The organism is Paraburkholderia sp. A1RI_3L, assembly GCF_048957895.1.
Lineage (GTDB): Bacteria > Pseudomonadota > Gammaproteobacteria > Burkholderiales > Burkholderiaceae > Paraburkholderia > Paraburkholderia kururiensis.
Genome location: NZ_JARCHA010000001.1, coordinates 1,264,928 through 1,286,927, shown reverse-complemented (window position 1 = coordinate 1,286,927; position 22,000 = coordinate 1,264,928). Strand labels below are relative to the sequence as shown.

The window sequence follows — 22,000 nt, the reverse complement described above, 5'->3', positions numbered from 1 at the left end:
CGTGGCGACGCTGTCCACACTGTTCGTCGTGGTACTGCTCATCAACCTCATGCCGGCATTCGCGCCGCCCACCTGGATGGCGATGTCGTGGGTCGGCTTCAATGTGCCGGACGGCAGTCCGTTCGTGTTCGCCCTGGTCGCCGCGAGCGCCGCCACCATCGGGCGGCTGATTCTGGCCACGTTCGCACGCTCGCTCGTGCGCGGCAAGCTGATGCGCGACGCCGACCGCGAGAACATCGACGTGGTCACCGCGTGGCTCGCAAAGCATCAGAAGACCACCGTCAGCGCGTTCTTCGTCTACGCGTTGAGCCCTTTTCCGTCGAACTATCTCTTCATTGCCTATGGGCTTTCGGGGTTGCCGCTGCGTTTTATCGGCGCGGCGTTCTTCGCGGGGCGCGTGGCGAGCTACGCGCTCTGGGCGCAGCTGGGCCGCCTTGCTTCGTCGTACATCGACCCCGAGGCGCAGCTGGAAGACGGCTACCTCAGCGGCTATTTCATCGTGACGCAGCTCGCGCTGCTCGGGCTTATCTATACACTCACGAAACTCGACTGGAAAATGCTGGTCGAGCAGCGCAGGCTCGCGTGGCGGCGGCCGGCAAAACAACCCAAGGGTGTGAAAAGCAGTCGCCATGCGCAGCGTTGAATGGCACACGGCCTTCGCTGTGTCCGCAGCCCTGTCGCGCCGCCTGAAGCCTTTCCTTTGACGAACGAAGCAACGACATGAAGACCGAAGAACTCTTTGACGACACCGAGAACAACGAACACACGCCTGCCGAACGCGCCGCCGCGGCGTCGCGCAGCACGTGGGTGAGCGTGGTGGTCAACCTCGCCTTGACCACGGGCCAGGTGCTCGCCGGTCTGCTTTCGGGCTCGCAGGGTCTGGTGGCGGACGGCATTCATTCGCTATCCGATCTGATTGCCGACTTCGTGGTGCTCTTCGCGAGCCATCACAGCAAGAAGGGCGCGGACGAAGCGCATCCGTACGGCCACCAACGCTTCGAAACGGGCGCGTCGCTAGCGCTGGGCGCGCTGCTCGCCGCGGTGGGCGTGGGCATGCTGTGGTCGGCGGTGCACAAGCTCGAAGACCCTGCGTCCGTGCAGCGCGTGCATGTCATCGCGCTCTGGGTTGCCGGTGGCGCGCTCGCGGCAAAGGAACTGCTGTTCCGCTACATGCTGGCCGTGGCCAAGCGCGTGAAGTCGAGCATGCTGGTGGCCAACGCGTGGCACGCGCGCTCTGATGCGGCGTCCTCGCTGGTGGTGGGCGTGGGCATTATCGGCAACCTGGCGGGCTACCCGATACTCGACCCGATCGCGGCGCTCGTCGTGGGTCTGCTGGTGCTCAAGATGGGCTGGCAGTTCGGCTGGGAAGCACTTCACGATCTGATGGACCGTGCCGCCGACGATCACGAGGTGGACGCCATTCGCGAGACGCTCGTGAGTTCACCCGGCGTGATCGGCGTTCATGACCTGCGCACGCGCAAGATGGGCGACATGGTCGTGGTGGACGTCCACATCGAGGTGGCGGGCGCGATCTCCGTGGAAGCGGGGCACGACATCGCCGTGGAAGCGCGGCGCCGCGTGCTGTCGCGCCACCGCGTGCTCAACGTGATGACGCACGTCGATCCGCGCAGGGCGACGGCGCCTGATGCATCCGCCGTGGTGGCGGCGGAGCGGTGAAGCCGGCGTTAAAGCACGTGTTGAAACGGAAGCGTTGAAGCAGGGAAAGCGTTGAAGCGGGCGTCGTTGAAACAACCGTCGACGCCCGCGCGGCCCGGCCCGCGTGGCCCGGCCCGCGTGGCGCCGTCAGAACTGCTGATCGTAGGTCACGCGCACTTTCGTCGCGTCGATGCTGTCCTTGCGCTTGATCGACAGATCGATGCGATAGCGCCCTTGCCACGGCATGTCGAAGTAGTTGCCGTAGGTGACCGTGTCGTTGACCTTCAACGGCTGCAGCGCCTTGACCTGCACCTTGGGGCCCGACTTCGGACCTGGGCGCGTCACCTTCGCCGTCACCGCGGCATCGTCGATGCGCGCGCCACTGGCCTTGTCGTACAACGCGACCACGAGGTGATAGCTGCCCCGCGCCGGCGCCGAAACGGCCTCTGTCGGCGCGCTGGCGCTGCCTTCCACGGCCTGGGCGCGCTCGGCCGGCACGATGCCGAAGTGGATCGTCATGCCGTTCTTCGTGACGCTGCGGTCCAACTGGGCCGCATGGGCGGAAACCGACGCGGCCATGAACAGTGCGACCGCGGGAATCATCAGGAATCGAAACTTTTGCATGGTGCCTCCATCGATGCGTCGCGACGCGAAGCCCCTTGCTTCGCAGCGACCTCGTCGCCCACAACGGCACGCTGCAATGGCAGGTGCCGGCGCTGAGCGACGCACAGGTTCCATGCTGTCGCGGCAAGACGGCTGCGGGCTTGACACATGTCAACGGCGCTCGACAGCGGTCAGCGGCGTACCGAATCTCCGGAACGGGCGCGCGGCAACGACACCGTCACGCGCAACCCGCCCAGCGCCGCGGAGCGCCCCACCTCGACCTGCGCGCCGTGCACGGCGGCAACACGCCGCACGATAGACCAGCCGAGCCCGCTGCCGCTCGGCGCGGCGCCTTCTTCCTCCGAGAAGCCACCGCGAAAGAACCGCTCGCCCAGGCGCTCGAGTTGTTCGTCGGCAAGCCCCGGGCCGCTGTCTTCCACACCCAGCACCACGCGCTCGCCACGCCTGCGCACCCACACGGCAATGTGCGCAAGCGCGGGGCTGTAGCGCACCGCGTTGTCCACGAGATTACGAATCAGCGACGCGAGCAGCACCTCGTTGCCCTCGACAGCGCAGGCATCGCTCGCCTCCAGTTCGAGTTGCTGGCGCTTGCCGAGCGCCTGCGGCGCAATGTCGGCCACCACTTGTTGCGCGAGCGCGGGGAGCGCGACCTCGGCGGTATCCATCGGCGCGCCGGCTTCGAGGCGCGAGAGCAACAGCAATTGATCGACGAGGTGAGCCGCGCGGTCGCAGCCCTCCAGCAAGCGGCCCAGTGCATGCCGGCGCAACTCGAGGTTGTCTTCGGCCATCGCCACCTGGGCCTGCGCCTTGATCGCCGCGATGGGCGTGCGCAGTTCGTGCGCGGCGTCGGCGGTGAAGCGCCGCTCGGCGTCCAGCACGACGCGAATGCGATCGAAGAGGCGGTTCAGCGCATCGAGCAGCGGCACCATTTCGAGCGGCGCATGCTGCATGCGCACGGCGTCGAGCGCGCGCGGATCGCGCCGCGCGAGCGTGCTGCCCAACTCCCGCAGCGGCTTCGCGCCGCGCCGCACAGCCCACCACGTGGCGAGCAGCAGCACGGGCAACGCCAGCGCCATCGGCCAGAAGGCGCCGCGCATCACGGCCAGCAGAATCGCCCGGCGCGAATCCACCTGCTCGCCCACGTAGACCTCGACGTCGTGCTGCGCGCCGCGCGCGGCAAACACGCGCCAGGTCTTGCCGTCGATGCGCACGGTGGAAAAGCCCGCCGCATGCGAGCGGCCGGCGCTCATCATCGGCTCGGTGGGCGCGTTCGCGGAGCGCAGCCCGAGCCGCCCCTCGTGGAACACCTGGAACGCCACCTTGGGCGCATAGGGATGCAGGGTGGGCGCGTCCATGGCGTCTTCGTCGTCGTCCACGGCGCGGGTCTCCTGCATCACGAGCAACGCCGCGGCCTGGGCGAGATGGCTGTCGAGCAGTTCGTCGATCTCGTGCCGCGCATCGTGCCAGGTGAAGGCAGCGGCCACCAGCCACACGGCGAGCAGCACGCCGGCAACGAGCAGAAGCAGCTGGCCCTGGAGCGAGCGCGGCCGGGTCATGCCGGCCCCGCGGGTTCGCGCAGCAGCACGTAGCCCACGCCGCGCACGGTGCGGATCAGGTCGCTGCCCAGCTTGCTTCTCAAGCGATGCACGTGCACCTCCACGGCGTTGCTCTCCACTTCCTGGCCCCAGCTGTAGAGATGCTGCTCGATCTGCTCGCGCGAAAGCACGCGCCCCGCGTTGAGCATGAGCACGTGCAGCAGGTCGAACTCGCGGGTGGCGAGCGCAACCGGCACACCCGCGCGATACACCGTGCGCGAGGAGGGCTCCAGCACGATGTCCTGCGCTTCGAGCCGCTCGCCGGGCCGGCCGTGCGCGCGGCGCACGAGCGCATGCAGACGCGCCGCCAGCTCGTGCAGATCGACGGGCTTCACCACGTAATCGTCCGCGCCGGCATTGAGTCCGCGGATGCGATCCGGCACGGCATCGCGCGCGGTCAGAACGAGAATGGGCAGCTCCACGCCCGCATCGCGCGCCACGCGCAGCACTTCCAGCCCATCCATGCGCGGCAGGCCGAGGTCGAGCACCGCCGCCGCATACGGATGCGCGCGCAGCTCGCGCTGCGCCGCGTCGCCGTCGCGGACCCAGTCCACCTGGAAACCCTGCTGGCGCAAGCCGGCGCGAATGCCGTCGCCCAGCAGGGGATCGTCTTCTATCAGCAGGATTCGCACGTCCAACAGGGCCCTTTCGTGTTTCTCGTGTTTCTCGTGTTTCTCGTGTTTCTCGTGTTTCTCGTGTTTCTCGTGTTTCTCGTGTTTCTCGTGTTTCTCGTGAGTCGCGGGATGCTCACGAATCAATCGCTGTCGTGATCGCTATCGTTGCCCTGGCCCGACCGATGCGCGGCGCCCGCCGCAGGCTCCGTCAACGATGCGCCTGCCCGCGGCGCCGCCTGCCATTGCGAGCCCCACCACGCGAGCACGGCGACGATCAGGAGCGCAGCCACGCCCCATCGCGCGCTGCGAATGCCGTCGCGCACGCGCCCGGACTTGTATCCCGTCACCATCGAACGAACCAGGTTCTCGCGGTGCAAGACACTGCTCACGAGGACCGCCGCCACGTGAATGGCCACCAGCGCGAGCATCGCGTTGGCCGCGCCCTCGTGCAGTTCCTCGAAGGCTTCGCCGCCCACGTCGTTGTAGGCGGCCCAGCCCGTAGCGCCGATCGCGAGCGTCAGCAGCAGCATGACCACGATCGCGACAGCGCCCGCAGGGTTGTGCCCGACATGCGGCTCCGGGTGCCGCTTCACCAGACTCGCGAGATACCGCACCACCGCGCCCGGCGCCCGCACGAACGAGGCAAAGCGCGCGTAGCGCGTGCCGGCGAGCCCCCAGATCAGCCGGAATGCAACGAGGCCCACCATCGTGTAGCCGAGCGTGACGTGCACGAGGCGCCACCGTTCGCTTTCCGCCGTGAGCCAGGCGAGCGCGAACGAGACCACCATCAGCCAGTGGAAGACGCGCACGGGCGCGTCCCAGACCAGAATGCGGACGGTGCCGGCAGGACGCCCGCTCGCAGAAGTGCCGTCGGCCGGCGACATGGACTCATTTTCCATACGGGATGCGGATGTATCGTTCATCGAAATTCCCCTGATCTGCACGCCGGTGACACGCGGCGCAGTTGGACGGGCTCTTCACCGCGGCAAGCCGCCACACCGAGGGCGACACTTCGTCGTGCGCGGCGGCGAACCAGCGGCTGCGGGTGATGCGGTCCTCGGGCGGCGCCTTCGCCGCCGTGCCGCCCTGCGCGGCATGCGCCACGAGCCAGCCTTCGATCTGCTTGACCGAGGCCGCGTCGAGCGACGCATTGGTGCCGAAGTGATGCTCGAGGTTGCCGAGAATGTGCTGCCACGACTGCGCGGGCAGCATGCCGGGCGGATAGGCGATATGGCATGCCGCGCATTCCTGCTGGTACTTGGGCAGGGGCGCCACGGCGCTCACGTAGGGTTCGTCGTCTGCGAAAGCAAAGCCAGCGAGCGCCGTCATGGCGACGGCGGCCAGCGCACGAGCGACGGCAGGACGCGCAGTACGCGCTGCAAGCGGGAATGGAAAATCCATGTGCCTGTCTCCTCGATTGGACCGGTATACGGTTGGCCGGCCGGTCAGGGTTTGATCGATATCAACCAGCTCAGCACATCGGCCTTTTCGGCGGCGGTGCATTCGCGGCCCACGACGTCGCCGCAATTCCGGCGAAACCACTTCTCGACTTTCGCGGTATCGGTGAAGCGCGCGGGATTGAAGGCCGGTGCCAGCGGCGCGATGGTCTTGCCGGTGGCCGCATGCTGGCCGTTGCCGGTGGGCATGGCGCCGTGGCAGCTCGCACAGGCCCATTCGTGCCCGTGCCGGCTCGTGAAGAACTGCTGGCCGCGCGCGGGCGCCGGCGCGGTGCCGGCTTGCGCGGCGTAGCTACTGAGGATTTGTGCCGGGGTCTCGGCATGCGCCTGCGGGGCCAGCGTGGCGGCGGCGAGCGTGGCGATGGCGGTGATGGCCGCTATTGCCGTTGCGTTTGCGATGCCCGTGCGGACACGCAGCGCGTGCATCACGCGAGATGGGCGAGGACTTCCGAAGGTCGGCATCGTGGGTTCTCCCAGTGGATGCCTCCCATGTTCGGCAGGGTTCCTTACCGCTTTCTTAACGGTGGAGTGCGGTGGACTGCGGCCCTACGAGGCCGGGACCTTTCGCCGGATCGGAACGAACCCGACTTGCAGGCCGAAAAGCTTCGCAATGCTATTGAGCGATTCGACGGTCGGGTTGCCGGTGCCGCGCTCGATGTCCTGAATCACCCGACGGCTCACGCCCCGGTGCGCGGCGAATTCTTCCTGCGTGAGACCCGTCATCTCGCGCATCGTTTTCATGGTCTCGGCAATGCTCATATCGCCGCGCTCGATGCTTTCGTAGAACGCGCGACGCAGCGCGTTCTGCTCGTCACGGGTCGGCGGGTTACGGCGCGGCATGGGGAGACTCCGGCGGTTGAAGCGCTTTGAGTTGCCGGACCTGCGCGTCGATGGACGGCGTCAGGAATTCGACGATGTCGTGATCGACGCCGTGCTTTTCCATGATGCCGGCGAGGCGCTCGAGCTGCGCGCCGAATCGGCTCATTGCGCGGGCGAGTGCGCGGCGCTCATCGTCAGGTAGAGACAGCGCGGCAAGAACGTCGCCCCATTCCCCCAGTTCGACCTGGGTGTCCGGGTGATACCACCGCAGCGTGCGGGCCACGCCTTCGGGGTCCAGGTACATCGGTGCGAAGTCGAACAACGGCGTGAGCCTGACCGTACCGTCGACGAGTTGTACCGCCGTATTGCGTGCGTGATTGTCGGTGTTGCGCATGGCGAGATTCAGCACGTCGCGCTTGAGGAATTCGAGCGTCTCGGCCGCGGGATCGGTCACGACACGGCGAATGCCGGCGACAACCTCGAACAGACTCGGGCGCCGATCAAAGCCGGACAACCCCAGAATGGACGCGACGCTTTCCTGATGAAGACGCACGACGCTCCCGTTGCGGGCGATCCGGTCAAAGCGCGGAATCAGCAGCACGTCGCCATGCAGCGTCGGCAAATCCGCGTGCGTTCGAATACCGAGTGCGGCGGCCACCCGCATATACGCCGCCTCGTTGCGCAGGACCTTTTCGTCGGCGGCCGTCTTGCCACGCGGCAATTTCGCAATGAGGTGCTGCGTGGCATCGGCATCGGGCAGTACGGCATCGCCGTGCAGCAGACCCGCCCGATCGCGCGTCAGCAGATATTTCGGCGCGGCGCCCTGCACACCCGTGGTGCCCGTGCCCAACATGCCGTGCAGGCGCATCCGTTCCGCGAATTCGGCGCTGCGGGCCATGACGTCGTCCATGGTGAGGCCCGGCAGGCCGCGCGAGGCCGGATGCCGCGCGACGTGCGTCTCGAAGTAGCGGACCGCCTCGGCAACCCGAATGCGGCCCACCGGATTGAACGCGCCCGTGCAGATGAGCGGGAAATCTGCGTCGGGGCCATCCGCGAGTTCCAGTTCGCCCAGCAGGAACCGACGACCGGCGCCCTGCGGGACCAGATCGTAGAGGAAGGCGGGCATGGTGCGGGCGGCGCGAATATCCATGTCCACCGGCTCGGCCAGAGACAACGAGGCATCCGTATGCTCGACGGCATACATGACCTGGTAATTCCATTGGCAAAGTCGGCCGTCGAGTTCGATCTGGGCGCAATCCACCCAGCGGTCGTCGAGGAATATCTGTAGGGTGCAATCCATCAAGCGGCTCCGTTGTGCTTCATAAATGTAGCACAATCGCTCCACCTACCCCTTATACGCCTCTTATACGATGCTTTTCAGCGCACAACCGGTGCCCCCTACCCCTTCGTCGCCCCAAACGTGAGCCCTGCCACGAAGTGCTTCTGCATGGCGAAGAACATGGCGACCGAAGGCAGCGCCGCGAGCACGGAGCCCGCCGACACCAGGTTCCACGCCGTCGTCCATTGCCCCTTGAGCGCCGCAACGCCGACGGTGATGGGCGCTGCGTCGTCGCCCTGCGTGAGGCAGAGCGCCCAGAAGTAGTCGTTCCAGACGAACGTGAAGACGAGGATGCCGAGCGCCGCGAGCGCGGGCCGGATCAGCGGCAGCACGATGCGAAAGAACACCGTCCACTCGCCCGCGCCTTCGATGCGCGCGGCTTCGATCAGCTCGAACGGCAACTGCTTGATGAAGTTGCGCAGAAACAGCGTGCAGAAGCCCGTCTGAAACGCCGTGTGAAACAGGATCAAGCCCTGCACCGTGTTGAACACGCCCAGCGCGAGCGACAGGTCGCGCACAGGAATCATCAGCACCTGGATCGGCACGAAGTTGCCAGCCACGAATGTGGCGAAGAGCGCCGTGTTGCCGCGAAAGCGATAGGTGGCGAGCGCAAAGCCTGCCATTGCCGCCAGCGCGATGGCGCCCACCGCCGCGGGCACCGTGATCAGCACGCTGTTCCAGAAGTAGTGAAGCATCGGCGAGGTGGTCAGCGCCTCGCGATAGTTGTCGAGCAACGTGATGTGCTTCGGCCAGCCCCAGTAGTTGCCTTCGCTGAGTTCCTCGGAAGAACGCACGGAAGTGACGAGCACCGCGATCATCGGCAAGAGCCAGATGACGAGCGCAACGGGCAGCGTGAGCTTGTAGAGGCCGCGATTGACGGGCTTCCACTTTTCGACGGGCAGCGGATACATGGCGGCCTCCTTAGTGTTCCGCGCGCAGCATCCGGCGCAGATGCCACACGATGTAGACGAGCATGATCGCGAACAGCACGACGGCAATCGAGGCCGAGTAACCGAGGCGGTAGTACTTGATGGCCTGGTCGTACATGTAATACGCGAGCACGGTGGAGCTTTCGAACGGGCCGCCGCCCGTCATCACGGAAATCAGGTCGAAGCTGCGCAGCGCGCCGATCACCGTGACCACGATCGCCATGAACGTGGTAGGCCGCAGTTGCGGCAGCACGACGTGCCAGAGCATGGACCATCCGCGTGCGCCTTCCATGCGCGCCGCTTCCAGTTGTTCCGCGTTGAGCGACGTGAGCCCCGTGAGGTACAGGATCATGCAGTACGCCGTTTGCGGCCAGAGCGCGGCGAACACGATGCCGAAGGTGGCGTAGTGCGCGTCGCCGAGCACGGGCACGCCGTGGCCCAGCATCATCGCGAGCAGGCCGAAGGTGGGGTCGTAGAACCACGAGAACACAAGCCCCACCACCACGCCCGAGAGCACGAACGGCGCGAAGAACAGCGACTTCACGAAGCGGATGCCCGCAACGCGCTGGTTCAGATAGAGCGCCACTGCAAGGCCCGCCGGCGGCGCGAGCAGGAACAGCACGAGCCAGATCAGGTTGTTCTTGAGCGCCGTATAGAAGGTGGGCGCCTGAAACAGTTCGACGTAGTTCGCAAGGCCCACGAAGGTGCGCTCGCTCATGCCGTCCCAACTGTAGAAGCTGAGCGTCATGGTGGAAAGAATCGGCCAGATCACGTAGACGGCCACCATCGCGCAGGCCGGCGCGAGGAACAGAAACGCAGCGCGGCGCTGGCGGCGTGCGGTGGGCGAAGGCCGGCGCGACGGCTTGCCGCCCGTATTTCCGCCCGTATCGCCACGCGAGGCGGACGAAGGCGGCAGACCCGACGCGGGTCCGCCCGGCACGGGCTGGACGCTCTGACGTGTGATGGAATGCAACACGGCGATTCTCCTCGCGAGGCGGGTGGCTTCCGGTAAGAGGCTGCGTGGCCATCGCTGCGCGGCCCAACCTGCGCGGCCCGACTCTACACGCCGGACCGCCCTTCAACCACCCACACTCGCTTCGAGCTTACTTGTGATAAATCCGCTTGCGCGTGGCTTCGAGCTGCGCGAGCACAGCGTCCAGCTTCGTCGGATCCGCCACGAACTGCTGCATGCCCTTCATGCCTTCGTCGGCCATTTCCTTGGTCATGTCGCGGTCGTAGAACTGGGCGATGCCGCCGCGCGTGGTGGACAGAATCTGAAAGCCGATGCGCGAGATGGGATCTTCCGGCTCAGGCGACTTGCTGTTGGCCGAAAGCGAGCCGAGCCCCGCCGCGATCTTCGCGCCGATCTCCGGCGTTTCCACGAACTTGAGGAACGTGCGTGCGTCGGCCTTGTTCTTCGCCTTCGACGGAATGTGCAGCGACTCCACCGGGCCGTCCTCCGCAGTCGGCACGTTCGGGTCGATGATCGGGAAGCGGAAGAAGCTCATCTCCTCTTTCACGCTCGCCGGGAAGCCGCCCGTGATGAACGTGCCCATCAGCATCATCGCGGCCTTGCCCTGGAACAGGAACGGCTGCGCCGAGTCCAGATCGTAGGAAAGCGAGTTGTCGATGAAATCGTGATCGTCGATCAGTTGCTTCCACGTGGTGTAGACCTTCTTCACGCGCGCGTCGGTGTAGGGCACTTCGCCTGCCATCAGCTTCTGGTGGAACGCATTGCCGTTCAGGCGCAGGTCGAGATAGTCGAACCAGCCCGCGAGCGTCCAGGCGTCGCGGCCCGCCACGGCAATCGGCGTGATGCCCGCGGCCTTCAGCTTGCGGCACGCGTCGAGGAACTGGTCCCACGTTTTCGGCTCAGCGTCGATGCCGGCCTTCTTGAACAGGTCCTTGCGATAGAACATGCCCCACGCGTAGTACACCGTGGGCGCCGCGTACTGCTTGCCCGCATACGACGACGCCTCTTTGGTCGACGCATACATGTCGTTCCAGCCGTTTTTCGCCCAGTCGGCGGTGAGGTCTTCGAACAGGCCGCGCTTCGCGTAGTACGCCATGCGCTCGCCGTCGTGCCAGTTCACGATGTCGGGCGCGACGGTGGTGAGCCAGCCAGGCAGTTGCACCTTGTAGGCTTCCTCGTCGATGAACGACGCCTTCACGTCGATGTCGGGATGCGCCTTGTGGAAGTCGTCGAATACCGACTGCCACACCGCGCGCTGGCTTGCGCCCTTGAACGCGACGTTCACCGCGAGCGTGCCCGCGTGAGCCGAGTTCGCGATCCACGATGCGGCCGTTGCCACCGCGAGTGTGGCGGCTGCGAGCCCGATGCGGAACCTGCGTGCCTTCACCGTCATGTCTGTCTCCTTGGTTTTTAGGTTTGCTGCGACTGGTACTGCGCGATTGGTTCGGTTGTTTCGGTTGTTTCGACCCGTGGCGAAAAGAGCGTGCTCAGGCCGGCGTGCGATAAGCCGCCACGCCTTGCGGTTCGACATCACGCGAGCCGAGCACGAAGGCCGAGGCGTCCACGCCGTCGACGGTGTGCGTCGCTTCGCCGTAATTGAACACGTAGGTGAGCCCGCCGCGACGGCTCACGCGAACGCTCTCGCCAGGCGCGGTCACGTTGAGCCCGCTTTCGCCTGCGATCTGTGCGAAGACGTGCGCGGTGAGCGCATCGTCGAACAGGCTTGCCAGGTAGTTCACGCGCCCGCGGCGCACCCAGGCGGGATGGCCATCGCCGAAGGTGGCCCGCACTTCGGCGCCGGACACGTAGCGTTCGCCGTCCGTGCCCGTATCGATCAGATCGCGCCAGTGGCGGCCCACACCTGCGAACGGCTTCGCGCCGGCTGCGGCATGGCTCGACACCACCGGCACGTCCACGTTCGGCCGCAGCGATTCCACGCGCCACACGCGCGCACCCAGCAAGTCGGCGAGCGCACCCGGCGGAAGGTTCGACGGAATCTGCAGATCGCGCGTCTTCGATCCCGTACGCGGCCCGAGCACCACCTGTGCGCCGGAGCGCGCGAGGCGATCAGCGAAGTCGTCGGGCACGACGGGCAGCGGCGGCACCACCACGAGCTTGTAGCCGTCGAGCGGCGCGTGAGCCGGCACGATATCGACGTCGAGCCCCAGCGAGCGCAGCGCCGAGTAGTACTCGAACGCGAAGCGCGGGTAGTGGAAGTCCGCGCCTTGCGGCTGGACCTCGAAGAGCCACTTCGCCTCGTAGTCGAACACGAGCGCGACGTCGGCCTGCACGTTGTGCGTAGCATCGGCATGCGCGTCCAGCACGCGGCGAATGTCGGCGGCCACCTGCGTGGCTTCGTTGCCGCCCAGGTCGAGACGGTTGTCGGGCGTATTGAGGCCCGCGTGCATCTGCTCCTGGGCAAACGGCGCCTGGCGCCAGCGGAAGTACGACACGCAGCCCGCGCCGTGCGCGAAGGCTTCCCAGCTCCAGAGACGCACCATGCCTGGCAGCGGCGCGGGGTTCCACTGCGCCCAGTTCACGGGACCGGGCTGCTGCTCCATCACCCAGAACGGCAGCTTCGACATGCCGCGATACACGTCGTGATTGAACGACGCGAAATCGGGATGCCCCGTGCGCAACCAGCGCGCCTTCAGTTCCGGCGCGAACCACAGTTCTTCGAGCGCGCCGAGCGGGTAGCTGTCCCACGTCGCGACGTCGAGATCCGCGGCCACCTTGTAGTGATCGAACTCCGTGAAGAGTTGCATGAAGTTGTGCGCAACGGGCCGCCCCGGCGAATGCGCACGGATGATCTCCACCTGCATGCGGTTGTAGCGTGCCACTTCGTCCGACGCGAAACGGCGATAGTCCAGCCGGTGCGACGGATGCGCTTCGGTGACCGTACCGATGGGCGCGTCGATCTCGTCGAAGCTGCGGTACTCCATGCTCCAGAACACGGTGCCCCAGGCGCGGTTCAATGCGTCGACGGTGCCGTAGCGCGCGCGCAGCCACTCGCGAAAACGCGCCACCGCAGCAGGCGAATAGCTGACCACGGTCTGGTGGCAACCGAATTCGTTGTCGGTTTGCCAGTACGCCACGGCGGGATGCTTGCCGTAGCGCTCGGCCACCGCCGTGCAGATGCGCTGCGACGCTTCGTAGTACGACGGTGACGAAAAGTCGTAGTGACGGCGCGAACCGAAGCCGCGCACGCGACCATCGGCGCCTACGGGCAGGATGTCGGGATGCCGGTCGATGAGCCACTTCGGCGGCGTTGCCGTGGGCGTGCACATCACGACCTGAAGGCCCGCGTTGCCGAGCACGTCCACGGCGCGGTCGAGCCAACCCCAGTCGTATTCGCCGGGGCTCGGCTCCATGCGGCTCCAGGCGAACTCGGCGATTCGCACCTGGCTGATGCCGAGCGCCTTCATGCGACGGGCGTCGTCTTCCCACATCGATTCGGGCCAGTGTTCCGGGTAGTAGCAGACTCCAAGGCGCATTGCGTTTGTCTCCTGGGTGTTCTGTGTGCTGGTTGGCAGGTGTGTGCGTTGTGGGACGATCAGGGACGATCAAGGACAGTGCGGCGCGGCTAGGCCACGTGCTCGGCGGTCTGGAGCAGCGGCACGGCGCGGCCGTCTTCGGTGAACAGGTGGCAGGCGGCGGCACTGGCTCGGAACGTGACGCGATGACCGCGGTCGATCTGCGCGCCGCCCGGCACCTTAGCGATCAGCACATCGCCGCCGGGCTGATCGAGGTGCACGTAGCTGTGCTCGCCCAGGCGCTCCACGAGCGCGACGCCGCGTGTGAGCGTGACGCCTTGCGCGTCGTGGCCGGCTTCATGGCCCGCAGCGGACTCGCCCAGCACAAGTTCGAGATGCTCGGGACGCACGCCGAACGTGACCGGCTGGCCAGGCTGCAATCCGCTGCCCTCCACGGCGACGCTCACGCGTTCGCCCGTCTGCGCGAGCGCGACGGTGACACCTTGGGGGCCGATGCCGGCGACGGTGCCCGGCAGGAAATTCATGCGCGGCGAGCCGATGAAGCCCGCCACGAAGCGGCTGGCGGGACGGTGATACAGCTCGAGCGGCGCGCCGCTCTGCGCGATGCTGCCGTAGCGCTCGGCGTCGGCGCCCGCGTGCAGCAGCACGATGCGGTCGGCGAGCGTCATGGCTTCGATCTGGTCGTGCGTCACGTACACCACGCTCGCCTTCGCGAACTGCCGATGCAGACGCGCGATCTCGATGCGCGTCTGGCCGCGCAGCGTGGCATCGAGGTTGGAAAGCGGCTCGTCGAACAGGAACACGCCGGGCTCGCGCACGATCGCGCGGCCAATCGCCACGCGCTGACGCTGGCCGCCCGAAAGCTCCCTCGGACGGCGCTGCAGCAAGGCGTCGAGCTGGAGAATGCGCGCGGCTTCGTTGACCTTGCGGGCAATCTCGTCTTTCGGCGTCTTTGCGATCTTGAGACCGAAGGCCATGTTCTCGAACACGGTCATGTGCGGAAAGAGCGCGTAGCTCTGGAACACCATGGCCACGCCGCGCTGGGCCGCGGGCACGTCGTTGACGGCACGCCCGCCGATCCACACCTCGCCGTCCGTCGCGTCTTCCAGGCCCGCGATCACGCGCAGCAGCGTGGACTTGCCGCAGCCCGACGGCCCGAGGAACACGCAGAACTCGTTTTCGCCAATGTCCAGATCGACATCGCGAATGACGGGCGCGGCGCCGTCATAGGCCTTGCGCACGCCTCTCAACGAAATGCTCGCCATTGCATCGACTCCGTGATTTAATCGCTCGAAGTCGGAGATTAAGCGCTTAATCAACCGTCCGAAAAAAATTGACCGCGGGTGCGATCAATGGCCGGCTGTTGTCTCCGATATCGTTTTTGGGTGGAGCAATAGTGCCGTCCAAACCGCGATGACGCAAACATTGAACAGGCGTCCCAAATAATGGAAACCCCATGCCCACACTCAGCGAAGTCGCACGCCATGCAGGCGTGACGCCCGCCACCGTCTCCAACGTGCTGCGCAGCCGGGGCCGCGTGGGCGAAGAAACGCGCCGGCGCGTACTGGAAGCCGTGGAGACGCTCGGCTACCGGCCGCACCTGGCAGCACGCGCGCTGGCCGAAGGCCGCGCGCCCACCATCGCGCTGATGGTGTCGAGCATCGCGAACCCGTTCTATCCCGAGTTCGCGCTCGCCGTGGAGCGCGCGGCGCGCGCGAGCGGCCACTTCCTCATCATCTGCAACACCAACGAAGACCCGGTCGTGGGCCGCGCGTACCTGGAGCAGATCGCGGGCACGCTCTCCGAAGGCGTGCTCGTCACCAATGCGAACCTCGACTTCGCCGACCTGCGCCTAACCGAAGCGCGCGGCGCGCCCGTCGTGCTCTGCATGTGGGAGCGGCCGAACGAGCCGCCCGGGCTGCCCTGCGTGGCGGTGGACTTCCGCCTGGCCGGGCAACTGGCGGGCGCGCATCTGATCGAACTGGGGCACCGGCGCATTGGCGTGATCGTGGGCAGCAAGGTCTCGGGCATTCACGCGGCCCGCTACGACGGCTTCGTGGATGCCGCGCGCGCCGCCGGCATCGAAGTGCCCGCGGCGCACGTGCGCCAGGCCGCGGACACGGTCCACGGCGGCTATACGGCTACGCGCGATCTGCTCGAAGGCGACCCGTCCATCACGGCGATCTTCGCCACCAACGACCTGCCCGCGCTGGGTGCCATGCAAGCCGCGGCGGACCTCGGGCTCGACGTGCCGCGCGATCTCTCGGTGGTGGGCATCACGGACATCCTGCCGGCGCGCGAATCGCGGCCCGCTTTGACGACCGTCGCGGTGCCCACGGTGGAAGCGGCGGAACTGGCGGTCACGCTGCTGCGCGAGTTGATCGAAGGTGCGCCGCGCGAGGTGATAACGGGAACCGACCAGGCCGGCACCGACCAGCCCGCGCCGCGCATGTGTCTTGCCTCGGCGCCGAAGCTCGTCGTGCGGGCCTCCACGGCGCCGCCGCGCCTGGCGTCATTCATCGCGTAATTCGCCGTAACGCCCGCGCGCGACGGATTCCCGCCCGGCGCCCGTTCAAACAGAAACGGAACCCATCCGCTGTCTTGAACGGGAGAAACCTCTTATGAAGTTCCTTGACGTCCTTCGCGCGCTTTGCGCCACACGTTTTGCCACGCGTTTTGCCGCACGGTCCGCCACGCGTTCCACTGCAAGTTTTCCTGCACGCGTTCCTGCACGCTCGGCAGGCCGCGTCCGCCTCGCCGCCGCGGCCGCCGTCCTGCTGGTCGCCCCGGCCGCCTTCGCGCAGGCCGTCATCATCGCGCCGGTCGCGCCGCCGCCTCCGCGCGTGGAGGTCATGCCGGCGCCGCGGGCCGGCTACGTCTGGGACCAGGGCCGCTGGCGCTGGGCGCACGGCCAGTACGTCTGGGTGCCCGGCCACTGGCAGCCCGTGCGCGTGGGGTATCGGTGGGTGCCGGGCCACTGGGTGCGGCGCGGGCCGAACTGGCGTTGGGTGGAAGGACATTGGGCGCGTTGAGGTCTCTCGCCCTTCGACGGACGCAGTTATCCGATCAAGCGACCCGCCCAGCGCGAACGGTGAAGCCATGAAGACACTTCTGATCCTGACGCTCGCCGCGGCCACGCTCGCCGGCTGTGTGGTCGTGCCGGCGCGGCCCGCGTATTACCGTCCCGCGGTCGTCGTATATTGACGACCGAACGGGGCACACGCCGCTGCCGAAGCAATGCAGGTCGAAACCGAAACGCCCGCACGTTCGCCGCTTGCGCCCCGCGCAGCGCAGACGCAAGCCATGCCGCGTGCCGGCACCGCCAACGGACCATCCGATCCGCAGGGAGCCACTCCAGGTGAAAACGATTCGTGCCCGCAGACACGCTTCGGCGACCTCACGGGCTCAACGCCGGACCGCACGGAACAACGCCCCTTGAGCGAAAAGCGACCGTCGAGCGAAGAGCGGCCCTTGAGCGCAGCGGGCCGCTTCGATACGCGTGACCCTGAACGCGATCCCGACGCGGACCTCCTTGCGCGGGTCGGCCGGGAAGAGCCTGCGGCCGTGCGCGCCCTCGTGGCCCGCAAGCTGCCGCGGCTGCTTGCGCTCGCCACCCGCATGCTGGGCGACCGCACAGAAGCCGAGGACGTCGCGCAGGAAGCGTTCGTGCGCATCTGGAAGCAGGCGCCGCGCTGGCGCGAAGGCGAGGCGCGCTTCGACACGTGGCTGCACCGCGTCGCGATGAACCTCTGCTACGACCGGCTGCGCGGCCATCGCGAGGACCCCGTGGACGAGATACCGGACGAGCCCGACCCCGCTCCGCTGCCCGACGCGCGGCTCGAAGCGCGTGCGCGCGACGCGCGCGTGCAGGCCGCGCTGGCGGCGCTGCCGCCGCGCCAGCGCGAGGCGCTCGTGCTCAACTACTACCAGGAACTCTCGAACATCGAGGCAGCGGCCGTGATGGGCATTTCGGTCGATGCGCTGGAGAGCCTGCTGGCGCGCGCACGGCGCAACCTGCGCGCACAACTGGCCGGCAGCGGCCCCGAAACAACGTGAGGACATGCCATGACACCTGAGAGATTCCGGGCCATCGTCGAGGCATACGGCGCCGAGCCGCGCCGCTGGCCCGCCAGCGAACGCGCCGACGCGCAAGCCTGGGCCGACAGACACCGTGCCGAAGCGGATGCGCTGCTCGCGAAGCAGTCGAGCCTCGACACGTGGCTCGAAAGCCACCTCGTCGCGCCGCCGGACCACGCGCTTTACGAACGCGTGATGGCCTCCGCGCCTACGGCTGCGGGCAATCGAAAACGCGGGCGGCCGCGCTTCTTCTGGCAGCGCTCGCCGCTCTGGTGGTCGGGCGCCGCGATTGCGGGCGTGGGGCTCGCGGGCGGGCTGGCCGGCGCGTTCGCCGTGTCGTTCTTCCTCGTGACTGGCGAGCCGATGCACGAAGCGAGCGGGCCTTCCATGACGACGAGTTTCGGCGGATCGTCCGCGGACTGGAGCGGCGAATGAGCGAGCGGTCCTGGAAATTGGCGCTGGTGGGCTCGCTCGTGCTCAACGCGTTCCTGCTGGGCGCGATTGGCGGCGGCGCGATTCAATGGTTCAGCACGCGCGGAGAAACCCACGCGGCAGCACGCGTGCAACCGCCGACGGCGCTGCGCTTTGCCGCCAGCGAATTGTCGCCCGAGCGTCAGCAGCAGTTTCTCGATGCGTTGAAGCGTGCGCGGCGCGAAGGCCGCGACTTCGCACTCGAAGGCCGCGAAGCGCGGCATCAGGTGCTGGAACTGCTCGCGGCACCGCAACTGGATCGGCCGGCACTCGACGCCGCCCTCGCCCGCACGCGCGCCGCGGACACTGCGCTGCGCACCCACATCGAGCAGGGCGTGGCCGACTTCGCCGCGACGCTCACGCCCGACGAGCGCGCGAAGTTCGCCGAAGGACTCAAGCGCCGTGGGCAATGGCGGCTACCGTTGCAGCAGCAGAAAAAGCAGCAGGAGAGTGAACAAGGCAGCGAACAAGGCAAGGCGCAGGAAGGGCTGGCGGCCAGCGAGTGAAGTGGCCTTTCAGCCCTTGGGCCTCTTGCTTCTGACTACCGCTGCGTATTGGCCAGCCCCAAGCCAGGGCAGGCGCGCTCGCGAGACTCAGTGCCCCTACTGACTCTGCCCCTGCGCCGCTTCGCCGCTTGTGCCTGAACTCGAGCCTGAGCTCGTGCCTGTGCTCGTGCCTGCTCCGGCGCCAGGCTCCGTCACATCGGGCGTAGGTGTCGGCGACGACGGCGGCTGCTCCGACGGCAACGCGCCCGGCGCACGAATGATGGGCGGCACGCCGAACGGGAACGTCGGTGCGCCCGCACCCGACGCAGCCACGGCGCCGGAAGCCGCAACAGCCCCCGAAGCCGGCACACCCGAAGCAACCGATGTCGAAGCAGCGGGTGCAGCCGAGGCAGCCGAAGCGGCCATCGCGCCAGAAGCCCCGGATGCCCCGGACACCTCCGACGCCGGCACCGCCCGCGGCGGCGTCCGCTTCACCGGCGCCACCACTTCCGTCTTCTTCGTCGACGGGAACAGATGCTCGATCCACGCGCGCAGCTTCTCGCGGAACACGTCGAACCAGCCTGGCTGCACCTCGGTCGTGAACTTCGCACGCGTATCGACGATGCGGGTGGACAGCGCCCGCGAAAAGAAGTCGCCGACAATCGGCAACGCGCTGTGGGCGCCCTGCCCCCAGTAGTCGCTGCGCAGCGTCACGCGTCCGTCGTCGAAGCCTACCCACGCGCCCGCCACCAGTTGCGGATGCATCAAGATGAACCAGCCGTCCGTGTTGCCCTGCGTCGTGCCGGTCTTGCCCGCCACGTCGGCGCGAATGCCGAAGCGCGTGCGAATCGCCGCGCCCGTGCCGCGGTTCACCACGTCGCGCATCACGTCGATGAGCGTCTTGTCCGCGGCCTCGGGCAGCGCCTGCTCCGGCGAGGCCGGCTCGAATTCGGCCAGCACGTTGCCGTCGTGATCTTCGATGCGCGTGACCATGCGCGGCTCGTGATAGGCACCGTCGTCGGCGATGGTCGCGTAGGCCGAGACCATCTCCTTGAGCGTGACCGGGCTCGTGCCGAGCGCGAGCGACGGCACCGTTTCGAGCCGGCTGTCGCGCACGCCCATGGCGCGTGCGAGACGCGCCACGCGCTCCGGCCCCACCGTCTGCATCAACTGCGCGGTGATGCGGTTGCGCGAGTACGCGATCGCGTCGCGCAGCGTCATGGGACGGCCGGTTGGCGGCACGTCGTCGTCGGGGCGCCAGACCTCGCCGCCTGCCAGCGGGATCTCGACGGGCTGGTCGATGAAGGTGTCGGTCGGTTTTGCGCCCTGTTCGAACGCGGCGCCGTAGACGAACGGCTTGAACGTGGAACCCGGCTGACGGCGCGCCTGCTGCACGTGATCGAAGGGCTCGTCGGTGAAGTCGCGGCTGCCCACCCACGCCTTGATCTGGCCGTTGCGCGGGTCGATGGCGAGAAAGGCCGCTTCGATACGCGTCTTGTCCTTGCACAGACCGCGCATGAACGAGCGGTCCGCGGCGAGTTGCTTGAGCGCCGCTTCGTCGGCCTGCCCGGCGTCGCGCGCGGCGCGATAGTCAGGGCTCTCGCGCATGAAGGCGCGGAACGGGTCGCTGCCGGCCGAGCAGCCGTCGCGTCCGCTCCATGCGCCGTTCGCGATGCCCTGCAACTGGTTGCCTTGCCGCGCGAGCGCCTGGGTCGCCATGGCCTGCAGGCGCGAATCGATCGTGGTGCGCACCACGAGGCCGTCCGAATAAACGTTGTAGTCGTTGCGATCGGCCCACGCGATCAGCCACTTGCGCAACTGCTGCGCGAAATGCGGCGCGGGCCCGGGCGGCTCGGTCTGCCGCTCGAAGTCGACACGCAGCGGCTTGCGTTTCAGGCTCTGGAACGCGGCGGGGCTCAGCTTGCCGTACTTCACCATCTGCGCGAGCACGGTGTTGCGCCGCTCCAGCGCGCGCTCGGGGTTGAGCACAGGGTTGTAGTAGCTGTTGCCCTTGAGCATGCCCGTGAGCGTGGCGGCGTCGAGCACGTCCAGTTCGCTCGCCGATTTGTTGAAGTAGGTGCGCGCGGCCATCTCCACGCCGTAGGCGTTGTAGAGGAACGGCACCGTGTTCAGATAGGTTTCGAGAATCTGGCTCTTGCTGTAGACCGCTTCGATCTTGAACGCAGTGATGGCTTCCTTGAGCTTGCGCGTGAGCGTGGGCGCGCGGCCGATCTGGTCGGGATAGAGATTGCGCGCAAGCTGCTGCGTGATGGTGGAGCCCCCCTGGCGGTCGCCCGAAAACGTGTGCAGCGCCGCGGACGCCGTGCGCCGCCAGTCGAGCCCGTGGTGCTCGTAGAAGCGATGGTCCTCGGTCGAAATGAGCGCATCCACCATGTGCGGCGAAATCTCGGCGAGCGGCACCCACTCGCGGTTGGAGGGCTTGAACTCGGCGAGCAGCTTGCCGTCGGCGGAAAGAATCTGCGCGGGCTGGTCCACGCGCGCCTTGCGGATGTCGCTGATGCTCGGCGTGAATGGAATCAGCACGAGCACGTAGAGCGCGAAGAGCGCGGGCACGGCGGCCACCGTGAGCGCGACACCGCGACGCGTGGGATGCCGCAGATGGAACCACGCGGCACCGGCCAGAAAGCGCACCGTGGCGAGTGCACGGGCGGCGAGCGGCGCCGCAATGGACCTCGTCTTCGCCACGGCAGGCTTGGCGTGGGCCAACCAGCGAGCGCAGCGCTCGCGGACAAGGGAAACGAATCGGCGGTTCACGCGGAAAGGGGAGCGGCTGGAAAAGCGTGCATCGTACCAAAAGTGTCAAACGCAACGGGACGTGCGGCTGGACGTGCGGCTGGATGCGCGGCGGGAGCCGGTGGCGCGCGGCATGCTCGCGCCAGACCGCGCTCAGGCGTCTGTGGCGTCCTGCGGATAGCGCGGCAGGCCATCGGCCACCACGACCCACGGCAAGCTGTCCGACGTCCACGTGTGATGCATCGGCGGCACCCGCGCAGGCGCATCGAGGCTGCAGGTGGCGACGTCGATTTCATCGGGAAAGTCGCGGTGCTGGTAGGTGAGCGACGTGCCGCATTCGGGGCAGAAGGTGCGCAGCACCGGCTCGCTCGACGCATAGCGCTTCGGCTCGCCGCTCGCGAAACGGAACGCCGTGCGCGGCACGCTGAACCAGGCGACGACGGGCGCCGCCGCCACGCGCCGGCAATCGGCGCAATGGCAGACAGTGGAATCGAAGGGCTCGCCGTGCACTTCGTAGCGGACCTGTCCGCAATGGCAACCGCCTCTGAGCAGCATGGTTCCTCCTGGCTTTCGCGTTGAAGAGCGCCCCGCGCCGTGTGGCTCAGCGCGCGTGCCTTGCATTATAGAAACGCTTGCTGGGGGGCCGATTGGGGCCCATCGGGTGCGGTTAGGCCCGATTGGTGTGGTTAGGCCTGGTTGGCAGGCACGGGCGG

At 67.4% G+C, this 22,000-nt stretch carries 22 protein-coding genes; 7 read left to right on the top strand and 15 right to left on the bottom strand.

Annotated elements, in window-relative coordinates:
• The first annotated feature begins 1 nt into the window (after position 1).
• Together PXJ20_RS05955 and PXJ20_RS05950 are read left to right on the top strand one after the other, a co-directional pair.
• Positions 2-643: a hypothetical protein gene (locus PXJ20_RS05955; RefSeq protein WP_199541581.1), complete on the top strand. Its 642-nt coding sequence runs from the start codon at positions 2-4 to the stop codon at positions 641-643.
• A 77-nt stretch (positions 644-720) separates the two neighbouring features.
• Complete coding sequence (locus PXJ20_RS05950) at positions 721-1,677, top strand: cation diffusion facilitator family transporter (protein WP_421030409.1); 957 nt, start codon at positions 721-723, stop codon at positions 1,675-1,677.
• 126 nt (positions 1,678-1,803) lie between these two features.
• On the opposite strand, the gene PXJ20_RS05945 is transcribed toward PXJ20_RS05950, so the two are convergent.
• The 13 genes from PXJ20_RS05945 to PXJ20_RS05885 all read right to left on the bottom strand — a co-directional run bounded on the left by PXJ20_RS05945 (position 1,804) and on the right by PXJ20_RS05885 (position 14,765).
• Positions 1,804-2,280 (bottom strand): hypothetical protein, encoded by a 477-nt coding sequence (locus tag PXJ20_RS05945; protein WP_017772976.1) that lies wholly within the window; start codon positions 2,278-2,280, stop codon positions 1,804-1,806.
• Positions 2,281-2,450: 170 nt separating this feature from the next.
• Complete coding sequence (locus tag PXJ20_RS05940) at positions 2,451-3,836, bottom strand: ATP-binding protein (RefSeq protein WP_421030408.1); 1,386 nt, start codon at positions 3,834-3,836, stop codon at positions 2,451-2,453.
• A complete protein-coding gene (locus tag PXJ20_RS05935) occupies positions 3,833-4,507 on the bottom strand; it encodes a response regulator (RefSeq protein ID WP_421030985.1) in 675 nt (224 codons plus the stop codon). The genes PXJ20_RS05940 and PXJ20_RS05935 overlap by 4 nt, the downstream gene beginning before the upstream one ends.
• Before the next feature lie 122 nt (positions 4,508-4,629).
• Positions 4,630-5,412, bottom strand: coding sequence for a cytochrome b/b6 domain-containing protein (locus PXJ20_RS05930; protein WP_411828981.1), 783 nt, complete (start codon positions 5,410-5,412; stop codon positions 4,630-4,632).
• Positions 5,378-5,890 (bottom strand): diheme cytochrome c, encoded by a 513-nt coding sequence (locus PXJ20_RS05925; RefSeq protein ID WP_126876865.1) that lies wholly within the window; start codon positions 5,888-5,890, stop codon positions 5,378-5,380. The genes PXJ20_RS05930 and PXJ20_RS05925 overlap by 35 nt, the downstream gene beginning before the upstream one ends.
• Before the next feature lie 44 nt (positions 5,891-5,934).
• A complete protein-coding gene (locus PXJ20_RS05920; protein ID WP_421030984.1) occupies positions 5,935-6,372 on the bottom strand; it encodes a DUF1924 domain-containing protein in 438 nt (145 codons plus the stop codon).
• Between the two features lie 120 nt (positions 6,373-6,492).
• Positions 6,493-6,786 (bottom strand): helix-turn-helix domain-containing protein, encoded by a 294-nt coding sequence (locus tag PXJ20_RS05915; RefSeq protein WP_017772969.1) that lies wholly within the window; start codon positions 6,784-6,786, stop codon positions 6,493-6,495.
• Positions 6,773-8,065, bottom strand: a complete 1,293-nt coding sequence (locus PXJ20_RS05910; RefSeq protein ID WP_421030407.1) for a type II toxin-antitoxin system HipA family toxin — start codon at positions 8,063-8,065, stop codon at positions 6,773-6,775. The genes PXJ20_RS05915 and PXJ20_RS05910 overlap by 14 nt, the downstream gene beginning before the upstream one ends.
• A gap of 98 nt (positions 8,066-8,163) precedes the next feature.
• Positions 8,164-9,015 (bottom strand): carbohydrate ABC transporter permease, encoded by an 852-nt coding sequence (locus tag PXJ20_RS05905; RefSeq protein WP_114809064.1) that lies wholly within the window; start codon positions 9,013-9,015, stop codon positions 8,164-8,166.
• Positions 9,016-9,025: 10 nt separating this feature from the next.
• On the bottom strand, positions 9,026-10,009 hold the full coding sequence (locus PXJ20_RS05900; protein WP_421030406.1) for a carbohydrate ABC transporter permease: 984 nt from the start codon (positions 10,007-10,009) through the stop codon (positions 9,026-9,028).
• A gap of 127 nt (positions 10,010-10,136) precedes the next feature.
• Positions 10,137-11,393 (bottom strand): ABC transporter substrate-binding protein, encoded by a 1,257-nt coding sequence (locus tag PXJ20_RS05895; RefSeq protein WP_413213834.1) that lies wholly within the window; start codon positions 11,391-11,393, stop codon positions 10,137-10,139.
• Positions 11,394-11,493: 100 nt separating this feature from the next.
• Positions 11,494-13,500: a beta-galactosidase gene (locus PXJ20_RS05890; protein WP_421030405.1), complete on the bottom strand. Its 2,007-nt coding sequence runs from the start codon at positions 13,498-13,500 to the stop codon at positions 11,494-11,496.
• Between the two features lie 89 nt (positions 13,501-13,589).
• Positions 13,590-14,765: an ABC transporter ATP-binding protein gene (locus PXJ20_RS05885; RefSeq protein WP_421030404.1), complete on the bottom strand. Its 1,176-nt coding sequence runs from the start codon at positions 14,763-14,765 to the stop codon at positions 13,590-13,592.
• Between the two features lie 191 nt (positions 14,766-14,956).
• Between PXJ20_RS05885 and PXJ20_RS05880 the strand changes: the two genes are divergently transcribed.
• From PXJ20_RS05880 to PXJ20_RS05860, 5 genes are all read left to right on the top strand, one after another.
• The gene (locus PXJ20_RS05880) at positions 14,957-16,027 is read left to right on the top strand and encodes a LacI family DNA-binding transcriptional regulator (RefSeq protein WP_421030403.1); all 1,071 of its coding nucleotides are present in this window, start codon (positions 14,957-14,959) and stop codon (positions 16,025-16,027) included.
• A 94-nt stretch (positions 16,028-16,121) separates the two neighbouring features.
• On the top strand, positions 16,122-16,532 hold the full coding sequence (locus PXJ20_RS05875) for a YXWGXW repeat-containing protein (protein WP_421030402.1): 411 nt from the start codon (positions 16,122-16,124) through the stop codon (positions 16,530-16,532).
• A gap of 439 nt (positions 16,533-16,971) precedes the next feature.
• Complete coding sequence (locus tag PXJ20_RS05870) at positions 16,972-17,556, top strand: RNA polymerase sigma factor (protein WP_413213833.1); 585 nt, start codon at positions 16,972-16,974, stop codon at positions 17,554-17,556.
• 9 nt (positions 17,557-17,565) lie between these two features.
• Positions 17,566-18,012, top strand: a complete 447-nt coding sequence (locus tag PXJ20_RS05865) for a hypothetical protein (RefSeq protein WP_421030401.1) — start codon at positions 17,566-17,568, stop codon at positions 18,010-18,012.
• Entirely contained in the window at positions 18,009-18,554 is a 546-nt protein-coding gene (locus PXJ20_RS05860) for a periplasmic heavy metal sensor (protein ID WP_421030400.1), read from the top strand. The genes PXJ20_RS05865 and PXJ20_RS05860 overlap by 4 nt, the downstream gene beginning before the upstream one ends.
• Positions 18,555-18,650: 96 nt before the next feature.
• Here the strand turns inward: PXJ20_RS05860 and PXJ20_RS05855 are convergent, their stop codons facing one another.
• Together PXJ20_RS05855 and PXJ20_RS05850 are read right to left on the bottom strand one after the other, a co-directional pair.
• Positions 18,651-21,308, bottom strand: a complete 2,658-nt coding sequence (locus PXJ20_RS05855; protein WP_421030399.1) for a penicillin-binding protein 1A — start codon at positions 21,306-21,308, stop codon at positions 18,651-18,653.
• 132 nt (positions 21,309-21,440) lie between these two features.
• On the bottom strand, positions 21,441-21,842 hold the full coding sequence (locus PXJ20_RS05850; protein ID WP_421030398.1) for a GFA family protein: 402 nt from the start codon (positions 21,840-21,842) through the stop codon (positions 21,441-21,443).
• Positions 21,843-22,000: the final 158 nt, after the last annotated feature.

Excerpts from the sequence above, each read along its gene's own strand:
- PXJ20_RS05950 (WP_421030409.1), top strand. The coding sequence starts at position 721 with ATGAAGACCGAAGAACTCTTTGACGACACCGAGAACAACGAACACACG.
- PXJ20_RS05945 (WP_017772976.1), bottom strand. The coding sequence starts at position 2,280 with ATGCAAAAGTTTCGATTCCTGATGATTCCCGCGGTCGCACTGTTCATG.
- PXJ20_RS05940 (WP_421030408.1), bottom strand. The coding sequence starts at position 3,836 with ATGACCCGGCCGCGCTCGCTCCAGGGCCAGCTGCTTCTGCTCGTTGCC.
- PXJ20_RS05930 (WP_411828981.1), bottom strand. The coding sequence starts at position 5,412 with ATGAACGATACATCCGCATCCCGTATGGAAAATGAGTCCATGTCGCCG.
- PXJ20_RS05925 (WP_126876865.1), bottom strand. The coding sequence starts at position 5,890 with ATGGATTTTCCATTCCCGCTTGCAGCGCGTACTGCGCGTCCTGCCGTC.
- PXJ20_RS05920 (WP_421030984.1), bottom strand. The coding sequence starts at position 6,372 with ATGCACGCGCTGCGTGTCCGCACGGGCATCGCAAACGCAACGGCAATA.
- PXJ20_RS05915 (WP_017772969.1), bottom strand. The coding sequence starts at position 6,786 with ATGCCGCGCCGTAACCCGCCGACCCGTGACGAGCAGAACGCGCTGCGT.
- PXJ20_RS05910 (WP_421030407.1), bottom strand. The coding sequence starts at position 8,065 with ATGGATTGCACCCTACAGATATTCCTCGACGACCGCTGGGTGGATTGC.
- PXJ20_RS05905 (WP_114809064.1), bottom strand. The coding sequence starts at position 9,015 with ATGTATCCGCTGCCCGTCGAAAAGTGGAAGCCCGTCAATCGCGGCCTC.
- PXJ20_RS05890 (WP_421030405.1), bottom strand. The coding sequence starts at position 13,500 with ATGCGCCTTGGAGTCTGCTACTACCCGGAACACTGGCCCGAATCGATG.
- PXJ20_RS05885 (WP_421030404.1), bottom strand. The coding sequence starts at position 14,765 with ATGGCGAGCATTTCGTTGAGAGGCGTGCGCAAGGCCTATGACGGCGCC.
- PXJ20_RS05880 (WP_421030403.1), top strand. The coding sequence starts at position 14,957 with ATGCCCACACTCAGCGAAGTCGCACGCCATGCAGGCGTGACGCCCGCC.
- PXJ20_RS05875 (WP_421030402.1), top strand. The coding sequence starts at position 16,122 with ATGAAGTTCCTTGACGTCCTTCGCGCGCTTTGCGCCACACGTTTTGCC.
- PXJ20_RS05865 (WP_421030401.1), top strand. The coding sequence starts at position 17,566 with ATGACACCTGAGAGATTCCGGGCCATCGTCGAGGCATACGGCGCCGAG.
- PXJ20_RS05860 (WP_421030400.1), top strand. The coding sequence starts at position 18,009 with ATGAGCGAGCGGTCCTGGAAATTGGCGCTGGTGGGCTCGCTCGTGCTC.
- PXJ20_RS05850 (WP_421030398.1), bottom strand. The coding sequence starts at position 21,842 with ATGCTGCTCAGAGGCGGTTGCCATTGCGGACAGGTCCGCTACGAAGTG.